This is a genomic window from Luteolibacter yonseiensis, assembly GCF_016595465.1.
Lineage (GTDB): Bacteria > Verrucomicrobiota > Verrucomicrobiia > Verrucomicrobiales > Akkermansiaceae > Luteolibacter > Luteolibacter yonseiensis.
Map to the genome: position 1 here is coordinate 924,878 of NZ_JAENIK010000004.1, position 14,193 is coordinate 939,070.

General features: G+C 56.4%; 5 protein-coding genes, 2 tRNA genes and 3 rRNA genes. 5 read left to right on the top strand and 5 right to left on the bottom strand.

Annotated elements, in window-relative coordinates; genetic code table 11:
* Positions 1 to 13 precede the first annotated feature (13 nt).
* The 5 genes from JIN84_RS05470 to JIN84_RS05490 all read right to left on the bottom strand — a co-directional run bounded on the left by JIN84_RS05470 (position 14) and on the right by JIN84_RS05490 (position 8,007).
* Positions 14 to 3,490, bottom strand: coding sequence for a helix-hairpin-helix domain-containing protein (locus JIN84_RS05470; protein WP_200350000.1), 3,477 nt, complete (start codon positions 3,488 to 3,490; stop codon positions 14 to 16).
* Between the two features lie 202 nt (positions 3,491 to 3,692).
* The gene (locus tag JIN84_RS05475) at positions 3,693 to 4,904 is read right to left on the bottom strand and encodes a bifunctional folylpolyglutamate synthase/dihydrofolate synthase (RefSeq protein ID WP_200350001.1); all 1,212 of its coding nucleotides are present in this window, start codon (positions 4,902 to 4,904) and stop codon (positions 3,693 to 3,695) included.
* 8 nt (positions 4,905 to 4,912) lie between these two features.
* Positions 4,913 to 6,169, bottom strand: a complete 1,257-nt coding sequence (locus JIN84_RS05480; protein ID WP_200350002.1) for a 3-keto-disaccharide hydrolase — start codon at positions 6,167 to 6,169, stop codon at positions 4,913 to 4,915.
* Between the two features lie 80 nt (positions 6,170 to 6,249).
* Positions 6,250 to 7,461, bottom strand: a complete 1,212-nt coding sequence (locus JIN84_RS05485; RefSeq protein WP_200350003.1) for a M29 family metallopeptidase — start codon at positions 7,459 to 7,461, stop codon at positions 6,250 to 6,252.
* A 57-nt stretch (positions 7,462 to 7,518) separates the two neighbouring features.
* Complete coding sequence (locus JIN84_RS05490; protein ID WP_200350004.1) at positions 7,519 to 8,007, bottom strand: bifunctional nuclease family protein; 489 nt, start codon at positions 8,005 to 8,007, stop codon at positions 7,519 to 7,521.
* A 629-nt stretch (positions 8,008 to 8,636) separates the two neighbouring features.
* Here JIN84_RS05490 and JIN84_RS05495 point away from each other — a divergent pair.
* The 5 genes from JIN84_RS05495 to rrf all read left to right on the top strand — a co-directional run bounded on the left by JIN84_RS05495 (position 8,637) and on the right by rrf (position 14,081).
* Positions 8,637 to 10,176 (top strand): 16S ribosomal RNA (locus tag JIN84_RS05495).
* A 246-nt stretch (positions 10,177 to 10,422) separates the two neighbouring features.
* Positions 10,423 to 10,498 (top strand) — tRNA-Ala (locus JIN84_RS05500).
* A 58-nt stretch (positions 10,499 to 10,556) separates the two neighbouring features.
* A tRNA-Ile gene (locus tag JIN84_RS05505) sits at positions 10,557 to 10,633 on the top strand.
* Between the two features lie 280 nt (positions 10,634 to 10,913).
* Positions 10,914 to 13,772: ribosomal RNA gene (locus JIN84_RS05510) — 23S ribosomal RNA — on the top strand.
* Positions 13,773 to 13,965: 193 nt separating this feature from the next.
* Positions 13,966 to 14,081 (top strand): 5S ribosomal RNA (gene rrf, locus JIN84_RS05515).
* The 16S, 23S and 5S rRNA genes sit together here with 2 tRNA genes alongside, the layout of an rRNA operon.
* Positions 14,082 to 14,193: the final 112 nt, after the last annotated feature.

The following is a 14,193-nucleotide window of genomic DNA, read 5'->3' on the forward strand; positions in this document are numbered from 1 at the left end:
CTGGTGTGGATTCTTACGCTTCGGACGGATTGAGCCAGCGGAAAGATACAATTTTGAACTGGCGGCCGAAGTTTATGTTGGTCTGGTTGATGGTGTCGTAGGCCTTCTCGGCGGCATCCACGGGATCCACGAAATCCGCCCCACGCTCGACGACGGCCTCGCACCAGGCGCGGGCGAGGATTTTTCCGGAGGCATCGGTCTTTTCCCCATAACCGCGGATGATGAAGCTGTCCGAACGGGCGGAAAGGATGGGAGCGATGGGGGTGAGGATGTCGGCCTGTTTGACGACACCCGGAATGCCATAGGATTTGGGGCCTTTTTCCGCGTTTTTGAAGTCCATGTAGGTTCCTCCGTTGCTGGCGCGGCTGCCTGTGTTGAAGGCTCTGTTCACGGTGACCTCGTCCGAATCCAGCGCGTTCTGGATGGCGCCGGCGCGGGCGAGATCTTCATTGGTGCCGACGCGGCGGTTGATGAAATCCGCCAGACTGATGAACGGGCCGCGCTTGCGGACCTCCCTGACGATCCCGCGCGCCAGCGAGTCGATCTCATCGGCGGAAAGGGAACGGTAGCCGGTCCATTGGGTGGGGTCCTTGAGCGAGGACGGACTTCCCTCAAGGCCGGTATTGGTGGGGCCGAACAGGCCTGACACGGGAGTTCCGGCGGAGTCGGAGTTCCGGATCGTTTCCAATCCCGCCTCGCTGCGGGTGACCATCTTCCGGCCGCCGCGACCTGCCAGCAGGCTCTTCCATGCTTCGACTGATGTGGAGTTCACATTGAAAAGCCCCTCCACCTGGATATAGCTGCCGATATTTGCGGCGGCGGTCGTGGGGATCGGGCGCGAGCCGGAAAAGAAGCTGTTGGCAAGGGTCGTGGGATCCTTGCCCCGGGTGTTCGGAATGTAGCGGGTCACCGGAAGTTTTCCCGTCGGGGCATCCGTGAAAAACTGGGTGGCCACGACTTTTTGCTGGCGGGTCGTGGGAGAGAAGCTGGACGACAGTTGCGGGGAGATGCCGGAAAGGAACCAATCGTCGAACAAAGCCTGGTTCGCGAGGTAGGAATGATCTGCCAGCGGACGACCTCCGGCTGCCGTGCCCGCGGTCTTGTCCTTGTCGATGACGGGGCAGGCGAGGGAGTTTCCGATCGCATGGGAGATCTGTGGCAGAAGTGGTTCGCGGGCGTTGAGGGTGGAATAGCCCAATCTCGGCTTTTGAGCGGTGAAGCCGTTGGCGAACGAATGCTGGAAGGCGGCCAGCGAGACGATGGGTTCCCGAGGCACGCTGTGGGTCGTGACGAAGGCGTTGCCGTCATCACTGGTCATGGAGGCACCGAAATAGGCCTGTCCCTCCGGGGTTCCGTCGAGCCGGTCGTTCTTCAGACTGCTGATTTGTTCGACGCTGTATTCGTAGGGCAATATCTCCCGCTCCCTGTTTCCGAGATCGTAAAAATCGACCTGCAGGGCCTTCGGATTGAAGCGTGAGAGCGTGCGTGCGGAAAATAGCTTGGTTCCGTATTCTGTCTTCGCCGAAAAGGAGAAAAGCATGACAGGCATCTTGTTGGTGGTGATGGTCCGGCCGTCGGTGGGAAATGACCTGAACACATTGCTGCGTTGCAGGGCGTTGTAGCGCTCGCCGGTGAGTTTCGTGCCGCCGGCGTTTTCCGCCCGGGCCGGCTCTGTCGGCTTGAGGCGTCTGTTGCCGAAGTCGTAGTCCAGATAAATGCCGCCGATGCCGATGCTGTCCTCGTAGTTTCCGGACTTCGAACGATCCGTGCCCAGATAGAACTCGTGATGGGTGAGAGAGAAATGGCGGGTGTGGGTGGCGTTGCCCGAACGGACTTTGCCATCCTTGCCTGAAGCTCCCGCTGTCAGATCGTTTGGTTCCGCCCCCTCAAATCTGACCACTTCGCCGCTGGCGAAGGTGATCGGCGTACGTGCGGTGGTGTCATTGACGTCCGTCGCATTCCATGAAACCCCGTAGCCGAAGTTGTAGCCGGCCTTGGCGATAAGGGTATGGGGAGCTGCGGATGAGCCTTGGAACTGGGACATTCTGACAACCTCACCTGGCTTGAAGACCACGCGCTGGCTTCCCGAACCGATTTGAAGGCTCATGATGTTGGAATCGGTTCCGGGAGTGACGGGACAGAGGTAGGTGGTGGCCCCTTTCCTGATCTTGAGGTTGTAGGGGACCTGCCAATATTTCACCGAGAAAAACATCCCGTTGGGAACCACGACGGGGACATCCAGCGGATTCCACAGGGTGACGATGGGGTCGGCGACAATCTTGATATTGTTCCCCTCGGTTTTCAACGAGAGAAGCAGCTGGTAATTGATGACGACAGGTTGCTTGTAATAAAAAAAGTCGTCGTTGCCGCTGGCCGAGACATCGGCGGCGCTCCCCAGGAGGGTGAGACAGGGGGTTTTGGCCGGCATGCTCCCGCCGGTGGTGTAGGGAGTGTTGCCGGAGCTCCAGTTCAGACCTTTTCCTCCATTGTTGGCGGAGGAGGAGAGATTGTAATAGGCCCAGAGTTCCTGCATGTTGATGCCGGGTTCCCCGGCGACCGTGTAAAGTGCGGAGGTGGTGGGATTGGGTTGGAGATTGGTCGGCTTTTCCAGTTCCATGGACAGGTCCTTGCGGAACCCTCCGGCGCGGACGTTGGTGAGGAGGCCGCGGTTGTGCGTGGTGAAATCGTGGAAAAGTCCGCCAACCTCCGCGGACTCTCCATGGCCTGCAAGCAGTTCCGCGCTTTCCCATGAATGGACGCGGGCGAAATTGGGGTCGTCTCCCTCGACCTGCGAGAATGGGGTGGAGGCGCCGACTTTCGCGGACTGGATGTGCGACGTTGGCATTGCCTGGAGATCCGCGCGGACTTCGGCAACCGTATTGCTCTCTACTTTGGAGGGGGCGATCAGCGCTTTGACGCCTTGGTCGCCAACCCACCAGGCGAAGCCATTTTTGGTGCCGTTCTTGAATGTTTGGGTGAGCTTGGGGACTGTGACGGTCTCACCCGGGCCCACGGTGTTGGTGGTGACAATTTCGACGGCGTCGTTGGCGGAGAGGAGGGCATAGTTTTTATCCTGGAGATCGTTCGGATTTCCCGAAATCAGCCACTGGCCGAATTCCGGTTGGGGTCGTGCGTCCGAAGGCAGGCCTTTCGGCCATGATTTGTAAGTGCCCGTCCACTGGCGCTGCCCCTCGGGCGCGAGCGGTGTTTCGGGACTGCCACTGGTGGCTAGTTGATCGGCTGTCACGCTGATGCGGGTGTCGGGGCCCATCTGCTTTTGCAGGGCGCCGATGGCGAGCATGAGCGAGAGCCGGGCATTGTTCCGTGCCGCGGATGCCGCGTCTTCATGGGAAGACGTGCGCAGCGAAACGCTGGCGATGGAAAGCAGGCCGACGGCGATGACGGTGAGCAGGATCATCATCGAAAGCGTGACAACCAGCGCAAAGCCATGGGAATGAGGTTTTTGGGTTTTTGAATGATGGGTTTTCATTTCAAATGGTGTAAATACCATGTGATGTTTCATTTGAAAATACTTCAAATGCGTGTGTCGGAAATTAGTGGATTTTACGTTTGTACATGGTAGCGGCGGACAAAAAGTCCCCCGCGGACTCCCTAACGGGTGCCGTTCACGAAATGTTTCGTGTCCATGAAAGCCACCCGGCGGAAACGTGCCCGGCGGCCTTGGCAGTGAATCACTGCATGCTGCTTTGGAAACCGCAGTTCGTCAGAAACGCCCGCGCCTCGCCCACGAGAAAGAGCGAGCCGGCGACGAGGATCGGATTTTCCTGGGTTCCGGCGGCGGCGTAAGCGGATTCGAAGGTATTGAAAATCTCGTGCGGCGGTGAGTCCGCAGGCAGGAAACCAGCGAGTTCCGCAGGGGTGACCGCGCGGGGCGTATCGACCGGGCAGAGGAGGATGCGCGATGCGATGGGGACGAGGCGATCGAGTATTTGCCCTATGTCCTTGCCTGCGACGGCACTGAAGATGAGGGCCGCCTTCTTGTTGGGAAACTGCTCTTGCCAGGTCGCGGCGAGGACGGCGGCGGATTGGGGATTGTGTGCTCCGTCCAATATGACACCGGGAATGACGCTTTCAAAGCGGCCGGGCCAGCTTACCGTGCGGAGGCCGTAGCCGACACTGTCGGAACTGAGCGGAACACCCGCGCGGTGGAGCGCGGCGACGGCGAGCGCCGCATTCCATTTCTGGTGCTCTCCTGCGAGAGCCATCGGGTAGCCGAGCATGGGTTCCTCGATGAATTCGAGCGGCGAGCGGTGTTCGTTCGCTTCTTTTTCGAACACGTGCCTGACGGACTTTTCCTGAATTGCGGAAATGACGGGCTTGCCGGGAACGATGATGCCAGCTTTTTCCAAGGCGATTTCCTCCAGCGTGTTTCCCAACCACTGCATGTGGTCCAGGCCGATGGGGGTGATGACCGCGATGTCCGCGGGAACCGCGGTCGTGGCGTCAAGCCGCCCGCCCATGCCGGTCTCGAGCACGATCATTTCACACTCGCACCGGCGGAACCAGCGCATGGCCAGCACCAGCGTGATTTCAAAAAATGTCGGGTGGTTTTCCATCCCCTCGCAGAGGGCGCGCAATTCGGTGAGCATGGCGGCGCACTCTTCCTCGGGTATTTCCTGACCGGTCACGCGGATGCGCTCGCGGAAATCAATGAGATGGGGCGAGGTGAAAAGACCGCACCGCCGGCCACAGGCGCGGGCGATGCTGTCGATCATGGCGCAGGTGCTGCCCTTGCCATTGGTTCCCGCCACATGAATGACAGTGACGCCGTGGGCGGGGTAGGCAAGCGACGCTTTCAGCAGATGGCGCGTGCCGTCCAATCCCAGCTTGATGCCGAACATCTGGGTGGAATAGAGCCAGTCGAGCGCCTCGCCGTAGTTCATGCCCGCGATCAGAGTTCTTTCACCCAGAGGTTTGCGAAGTCGATGGCGCCGCCGTGATGTTGGAGGCCGAGAAATCCTTTCGCCGGCACCCCGGGCAGTTGGGCGTTGTCAATGACGACGCGGCCGTTGAGCGAGACGGTGAGCCGGTCGCCCTTGATGGTGACCATGGTGCGGTTCCATTCGCCAAGCGGGCGGTCCGCCTTCACCTTCGGGGTGACCCCGGCACGGACCTCCGGAGAGACGGAAGCGTCGGTGCGGTAACCGTAAACCTCGCCGGAGCCGACGGGCCAGTTCCAGAGATTGACCTGGCTCTTGGTGCTTCCACGGAGGTAGATGCCGCTGTCGAGCTCCTGGACTTCGATGGTTTCGGGCTTGCCTTGGGAGTCGAGCTTGGCGGTGCCGTCTGGAAGAAGGATGGGCCGTTGCATCAGCGGGCCGGTACCGCTCCAGCGCCAGTCGAAAACAATGGAGCAGTCGGCATATTCCTTTTCAGTCCAGAGGTCGGGAGCATCCTTGTTGCCATTGTGCTTGATGATGCCGTTCGTCACGACCCAGTCCGGGCTGTTGCCATGTTTCCAACCATCGAGATTCTTCCCGTTGGCCAGGCGCGTGAAGCCGGCGGCCATAACTCCCTCGACGTAGGCGGCGGGTGCCGTTTCGGCGATTTGGATATTCTTGAAGGCGACCTTGTCTCCATGGCCCAGGAGAGCGATGTGGCCGGAACGGCGCTTGACGCCTTCATGTTTCGGGTTGCGGGCGGATAGGTCGTCGAGATTGGTGCGGAGGATGATCTCGCCATTCAGTTCCACCGTGAGGCCGGAACCACTGACGGTGACCTTCTGGTGGTTCCACTCGCCGACGGGCTTGAGCCCGGATTTTTTCGCAGGAGCGAGGGTGTAGAGGGAGCCGTGGAATTGATAGTCCTTGAGATCCTTGTATTTCGGATCCGAGTTATCAAGGATCTGGAGTTCCATCCCGCTGTAGGCACCGTCACCGCTGCCGGGGTAGTGGATGCCCAGGCCATTGTTGCCGCCCGGTGGCAGCTTGAAGTCGAATTCCAGGATGTAGTTGGCGAACGTCTCCGCGCTCACGAGGTTTTTCCCCTCGGGCGTGCAGACGATGGCTCCGTCTTCCACCACATAGCCGCTGCCGGACCAGCCCGCCAGATCTTTGCCGTTGAACAACGGACGTGCGGAAGGTGCTTCTGCCGCGAAGGCATTTGCCGTGCAATAAATTGCTGCTAGCGGGACGATGAGGTTTTTCATGTGGTGAAGGATGCGAGGGTGAAATGGCTTTTCTCGGAAAGCGCTAGGATACGCCAGGGAGAGCGTGAAGTTTCCGGCTTTTATCGATCGGCGGCAAGCGCATCGATGAGGTATCGCGCCGGACGGAAGTTTTCGATCAGGATCTCCCGTTGTTCGCCACGGTTCATCCGGACTTGGCTGATGTTGAAATTCGGCGTTTTGTGTGGAGCGAAGAGAATGTCGTCATGGGTGGAATTCTCATGCTTTTTGAACATGTTGGGCAGGATGTCGCCGCCCAAATGGTCGTCCCGACCGGTGGCGAGGTGGCAGGTGCCGAGCACCTTCTCGTCCTGGATGTCCGCGCCGGATACAGGCAGGACCTGGGTGCCGAAGCCGAGTTCGCCGAGCGTGCCGGTCATGGGATCGTCGGCGAGACGGGCGTTGTGGGCATTGATGGTCTCCTGGTCCCCTTGGATGAGGGTTGAGCGGATGATGCAGCGGTTTTCCACGTCGAGCACGCCGAGGGTGCCGTCTTCGTATTTCATCGGAAACTGGCCGCGGGCATCGGCGGGGACGAAATAGACCTCCCCGGCCGGCAGATTGGCGATGTCGGGAGTTTTTCCCAGGCAGAGGCCGTGGGATTTCTGGGCGTCCTGACCGTCAAGTCCGAGCCATGCGGTGAGGATGCGGCCATCTTCGAGCGCGAAGTCGATCTCGATGGAGTCCGCATTCGTCAGGGCGGCGCGGAGGCGCTCGGAATCGGCGGACACCTCGTGGTAGTCCACCGAGAGGCCGGAATTGAGGATGATGTCGTTCAACCCGTGCAGTGTTGCTCCGCGGAAGCCGTATTCCTTGCACTTCGCGGTGAGCGGGGCGGTGGCGGAGAAGGTGGAGATGCAGAGGATGATGTCGTGGTTCGGATAAATATCGGCATCCAGCGAAAGATGATTCCCGGCGGTATCCCACACGTCGTCGGCGAGATCCAGGTTCGATCCGTGGGTGCAACGGTAGGCGTACATCTCACCACCGGTCATGCCGAGTTCCGCCAGGGCGCCATCCTTGAGCGCTTGGTAGAAATGACGATGGGCGTTTTTCTGAACGGGAAAGCCCGGATGTTCGAGAAAGGAGAAGTCCTTGATGAGATCCTGTGGTTCGTCGAAATCGATCAGGATGCACACCCTGCAGCCTTCGGTCGGCGCGAAGACGGTGCCGAGGAGGCGGACGAGGTCGAACTTGGGAAAAACGCGGTTTTCCGGGTGCAACAGGATTTCCTCGTGGAAGTACGCGGGCAATGAAGGGGCGGAAATGCTCATGATCGGCCGGAATCCTAAAACCGCAGAATCCCGCCGCAAGCGGGATTCCCGAAAATTTCACAAAGGGTCGGAACCGTCAGCGGCGGCATCCTCGCCATTCCCGTTGTCCCGCATGTCCCGGAGAACCGCGGACATGTCCTCCAGTCGTTCCCAAAGTTCCCGCACGACGAAGAAAGGGGCGCCGCTGCGTGCCGTGATTGCGAGGCAGTCTGATGGCCGCGCGTCGATCTCCACAATCTTTCGCTCCATGATCTCATTCTCCGCCTCGAGGATCAGCCGTGCGTAGTAGACATCGTTTTCCATCCGCACGATCACCGCCCGGGAGACTTTCCCGCCAAACGCCTGAAGGGTGAGCATGTAGAGATCGTGGGTTAGGGGGCGTTGCGGGACTTGGCCGCTCAGCGAGGCATTGATGGAGGCCCCGACGCCTGGATCAATGTAGAACACGATGGTTTTGGTGCCATCTCCCAGGAAGACAGCGCAGCCGGCTTGGGTAGGCAAGAGGGCCACGGGCTCTACACGGACGAGGTTTGGCATCGGCTTCATCCTCATGCAAAAATCGAATTTTCCAAGGTGAAACCTATCCAAGTGCTGGAGGTTGTAGGGAATGCCCTGATCTCCGTTCATTTTGGGTGGATCACGGGCGGTTAAAAGCCGTCGAATTTCAAAAATTGGGGAAGCCTTGGCAAAGTTGAATTGGATATTTCAAAAATGAGTAATTCATTTTAAAAGGGTTAGATGATTTGGCCAAAAAATCTCCAAAAAGTATCACGAAATGGATTGACCGGGGGCGGCCGGTCAATCTAGGGTCTCCCCGTCGCCACGACGGAGGGCGACCGAGAGACAGACGGTCGATCGCGGTGCAAACCACCCGATCGGCTTTTTAGTCCCCTCGAAACAAGCTCTTTGACAGTATGGCTCAGCGGTAATCGTGCCAAGTGAGAAAGTGAACCGGTGGATCCTGCGAAGGATTCAAGTCCTGCGAAGGATTCCGACGCTTCAAGCAAGGCGGTCGTAAGCAGACTATGATATCGCTGGGAAGAGGAAAAAGATTAAATTGTGCGCTGCGCATCTGGTTTCAATATCGAAACAGTGCGCGGAAGTTGGCTCTTGAAGTCAACAACCCCGATTTGAATCGCGGGTGCCGGCGACGGCATCTGAAAGATCAGATCATTTTTACGGAGAGTTTGATTCTGGCTCAGAACGAACGCTGGCGGCGTGTTTAAGACATGCAAGTCGCACGGGATCAGTTGAGTAGTAATACAATTCTGGTTTAGTGGCGCACGGGTGAGTAACATGTGAATTACATGCCCTTCAGTGGGGAATAGCCCAGGGAAACTTGGATTAATACCCCATGGTATCGCAAGATTAAAGGTGGCCGCAAGGCTGTCGCTGAAGGATTGGTTCGCACCCTATCAGCTTGTTGGCGAGGTAACGGCTCACCAAGGCTACGACGGGTACCTGGTCTGAGAGGACGATCAGGCACACTGGAACTGAGACACGGTCCAGACACCTACGGGTGGCAGCAGTCGAGAATAATTCACAATGGGGGCAACCCTGATGGTGCAACGCCGCGTGGAGGATGACGGTCTTCGGATTGTAAACTCCTGTCATCTGGGAGTAAGGCATGGCTGTTAATAGCGGACATGATTGATAGTACCAGAAGAGGAAGGGACGGCTAACTTCGTGCCAGCAGCCGCGGTAATACGAAGGTCCCGAGCGTTGTTCGGAATCACTGGGCGTAAAGGGAGCGTAGGCGGCGCGGTAAGTCAGATGTGAAATCCCGGGGCTCAACCCCGGAACTGCATCCGATACTGCCGTGCTTGAGGATTGGAGAGGTAGCTGGAATTCTTGGTGTAGCAGTGAAATGCGTGGAGATCAAGAGGAACACTCGTGGCGAAAGCGAGCTACTGGACAATTCCTGACGCTGAGGCTCGAAGGCTAGGGTAGCGAAAGGGATTAGATACCCCTGTAGTCCTAGCAGTAAACGGTGCACGCTTGGTGTGAGGGGAATCGACCCCCCTTGTGCCGGAGCTAACGCGTTAAGCGTGCCGCCTGGGAAGTACGGTCGCAAGACTAAAACTCAAAGAAATTGACGGGGACCCGCACAAGCGGTGGAGTATGTGGCTTAATTCGATGCAACGCGAAGAACCTTACCAAGGCTTGACATGCATCTCTAAGCGCGTGAAAGCGCGTGACCCTTCGGGGAATTTGCACAGGTGCTGCATGGCCGTCGTCAGCTCGTGTCGTGAGATGTTGGGTTAAGTCCCGCAACGAGCGCAACCCTTGTGATTAGTTGCCAGCACGTGAAGGTGGGAACTCTAGTCAGACTGCCCAGATCAACTGGGAGGAAGGTGGGGACGACGTCAGGTCAGTATGGCCCTTACGCCTTGGGCTGCACACGTACTACAATGCCCAGCACAATGAGAACCGAGACCGCGAGGTGGAGGAAATCTGCAAAACTGGGCTCAGTTCGGATTGGAGGCTGCAACTCGCCTCCATGAAGTTGGAATCGCTAGTAATGCCGTATCATCTACGACGGCGTGAATACGTTCCCGGGTCTTGTACACACCGCCCGTCACATCATGGAAGCCGGTCGCACCCGAAGTGCCCGTACCAACCGCAAGGGGGTAGGGTCCTAAGGTGTAGCTGGTAACTGGGATGAAGTCGTAACAAGGTAGCCGTAGGGGAACCTGCGGCTGGATCACCTCCTTTCTACGGAGAAATTCACAAACCGTTCTCACGGTCCCTGTGAAAGGTCGAGACCCCGCTCCCGGCAACGGGGGATGGGGTTGTCAAAACGCAAGTTAGACACCTGAAACACTTAAAACCGGAACATCGCAGGATGTTCCAAACCAAAAAACCACGCAACTGTGTATTTATTGATAGGTTACGCAGTGCACAATTTAATCTTTTCTCCTCACTTCAACACCACCCCGTGAAACGGGCACCCTCGGTAAAGGGGGTTTAGCTCAGTTGGTAGAGCGTCTGCTTTGCAAGCAGAATGTCAACGGTTCGAATCCGTTAACCTCCACCATCTTTCATGAAGCGCCTCGGACTCCGGCAACGGAGGGAACGCTTTGTGGAATCCAAATGGGCCTGTAGCTCAGTTGGTTAGAGCACCGCCTTGATAAGGCGGGGGTCATAGGTTCGAGTCCTATCAGGCCCACCATTCCATTACCGAAGAGATTGAAGTTCCATACTGAAAAAACGAGTCCGCTCTTTGACATCCACATGGAGAAACAAATAATTTCAAGACTGCAATAAATATTGATGACTCATAAAGAGCCATTCTTAGCGGTCCTTGAATATATTCTAATTCCCAAATACATCAATTTTTACGGCAAAGCCGGCAGAGATGCCGGCAGTAGGCAGGTCGAAAGACCTGCAAAGCGTGGAAACTATCCTCATCGGAAGATAAGGAAAAGTCCGCGTGGCTGATTTCAATTAGGAATCAAGCTTTAAAGGGCACACAGTGGATGCCTTGGTGCTAACAGGCGATGAAGGACGTGTTAAGCTGCGATAAGCTTCGGGGAGCGGCAAATACGCTTTGATCCGGAGATTTCCGAATGGGGTAACCTGGTGGTTTTAATAAGCCATCGTTTCTTTCCGAAGCCCGATCTTAGGATCATATGGGAAGTTAAGAAAGAAGACGCGATACCCGGTGAAGTGAAACATCTCAGTAACCGGAGGAAAAGAAAGAGAATCGATTCCGTCAGTAGTGGCGAGCGAAAGCGGATCAGCCCAAACCGGGAGCTTGCTCCCGGGGTTGTAGGACCCCGTCATGGGACCTCAATGGATAGGTGAAGGAACTGGAAAGTTCCGGCACAGAGGGTGATACCCCCGTAACCGAAATCCAACGAGGCCTTAGGGAGTTCCTGAGTAATACGGCACACGTGAAACGCCGTATGAATCTGTGCCGACCACGGCATAAGGCTAAATACTAGTTAGCGACCGATAGTGAACAAGTACCGTGAGGGAAAGGTGAAAAGAACCGCTGTGAGCGGAGTGAAATAGAACCTGAAACCGTGTGCCTACAAGGTGTCAGAGTCCCTTCGGGGATGATGGCGTGCCTTTTGCTTAATGAGTCTGCGAGTTAGTATGTGTGGCGAGCCTAAGTCCTTAGGGGACGGAGGCGAAGCGAAAGCGAGTCCGAACAGGGCGACCTTAGTTGCACGTGCTAGACCCGAAGCGGAGGTGATCTACCCTTGGCCAGGTTGAAGCGCAGGTGATACTGCGTGAAGGACCGAACAGGTGAATGTTGAAAAATTCTCTGATGAGCTGAGGGTAGGAGTGAAAGGCTAATCAAACCCCGTGATAGCTGGTTCTCCTCGAAATGCATTGAGGTGCAGCGTCGCGTGTTTATGAATGGGGGTAGAGCACTGAAAGGGCTAGGGGGCATACCCGTCTACCAACCCCTATCAAACTCCGAATACCATTCAACAGAACGCGGCAGTGAGACGGTGGGGGATAAGCTTCATCGTCAAAAGGGAAACAACCCTGATCAGCAGCTAAGGTGCCTAAATAACGCTAAGTGGAAAGGATGTGGAATTTCACAGACAGTGAGGATGTTGGCTTAGAAGCAGCCACCATTTAAAAAGTGCGTAATAGCTTACTCATCGAGAGATTCCGCGCCGAAAATGATTGGCGATAAGCGTTATACCGAAGCTCTGGGCTTCCGTCCCTGGGGACGGGAGCGGTAGAGGAGCATTCTTGATTGCATTGAAGCGCGATGGCGACTGACCGTGGAGTATCAAGAAGAGAGGATGCAGACATGAGTAACGATAAGACGGGTGAGATCCCCGTCCGCCGTAAACCCAAGGTTTCCCGGGCTACGATTTTCGTCCCGGGGTTAGTCAGGACCTAAGGTGAGGCCGACAGGCGTAACCGATGGACAGCAGGTTAATATTCCTGCACTTCCGACCCTTAACCCGGATTGACGCATTTTTGGAGGTAACTAGGTGATTGAATTCCGAGGTGAGGCTACGGCCGATCCGCATTACCAAAGAAGGTGCCGAGAAAAGATCCGGTGTATGCTAAGGAACCTGTACCGTAAACCGACACAGGTGGGTGGGTAGAATATACCAAGGCGTAAGAGTGAACCCTGGTTAAGGAACTCGGCAAATTGGCCCCGTAACTTCGGGAGAAGGGGTGCCTAGGTTTACCTAGGCCGCAGTGAAATGGCCCAACCGACTGTTTAGCAAAAACACAGCATTCTGCCAAGACGCAAGTCCAAGTATAGGATGTGACACGTGACCAATGCGGAAAGATTAAGGCAAGATGTTAGCAGCAATGCGAAGCTTTGAACCCAAGTCCCCGTGAATGTCGGCCGTAACTATAACGGTCCTAAGGTAGCGAAATTCCTTGTCGGGTAAGTTCCGACCTGCACGAATCGTGAAACGAGTTGGGCGCTGTCTCAACCAGGTGCTCAGTGAAATTGTAATGGCGGTGAAGATGCCGCCTACCCGCAGAAGGACGGAAAGACCCTATAGACCTTAACTGTAAGCTGTCATTGGTTTTTCGATTTTCATGCTCAGCATAAGTGGGAGACTTTGAAGCCATCCTTTAGGGGATGGCGGAGTCGCCAGTGAGATACCACCCTTGGGTGTTGGAAGATCTAACCTCGACCCGTGAATCCGGGCGAGAGACATTGTCAGCCGGTCAGTTTTACTGGGGCGGTATCCTCCCAAAGAGTAACGGAGGAGCGCGAAGGTGGGCTCAGCACGGTCGGTAACCGTGTGTCGAGTGCATAGGCATAAGCCCGCCTAACTGTGAGACCCACAAGTCGAGCAGATACGAAAGTAGGCCTAAGTGATCCGGCGGTTGAATGTGGAATTGCCGTCGCTCAACGGATAAAAGGTACCTTAGGGATAACAGGCTGATTTCATCCAAGAGTTCATATCGACGATGAAGTTTGGCACCTCGATGTCGGCTCGTCGCATCCTGGGGCTGGAGAAGGTCCCAAGGGTCCGGCTGTTCGCCGGTTAAAGCGGCACGCGAGCTGGGTTCAGAACGTCGCGAGACAGTTCGGTCCTCTATCCTCTGTGGGCGCAGGAAAATTGAGGGGTTCAGTTCCTAGTACGAGAGGACCGGAATTGACATACCTCTGGTGCACCGGTTGTCCTGTCAAGGGCATGGCCGGGTAGCTAAGTATGGAACAGATAAGCGCTGAAAGCATCTAAGCGCCAAGCTGCTCCCAAGATGAATTTTCCCCAAAGGATCGTCGAAGACTACGACGTTGATAGGCTTCAGGTGTAAGTGCGGTAACGTATTCAGCCGAGAAGTACTAATCATCCGTTTGGCTTGATTCCTATTTTTGAATTAGTGAAGACAAGAGACCGTGAATGGACCTGAGGAAATCAGGTTTTGGAATTATTGAAAACTCCGTGTGGATGTCAGGGAGCGGGCGAAGGGAACGAAGCCCGCTTGACCGTCGACAAAGACATAGCTCAGATCGTCAGAGATTCAGTTTTGCGCCAATGGAAGTTGGCTCCAGGATTGCCCTCTGGTGACCAGAGCGCGGTGGAACCACCCGGTCCCATTCCGAACCCGGAAGTGAAACGCCGCAGCGCCGATGGTAGTGAGACGATAGGTCTTGTGAGAGTAGGTCGTCGCCAGGTATATGCCCGGCTCCTGTAAAAGGGAGCCGGGCTCTTTTTTTGTGCGGGGGGAGGAGAGAGGGAAGGGTGGAAAGGGTGGAAAGGATCGTGGAGAGAGGAGGAGCATAACCGG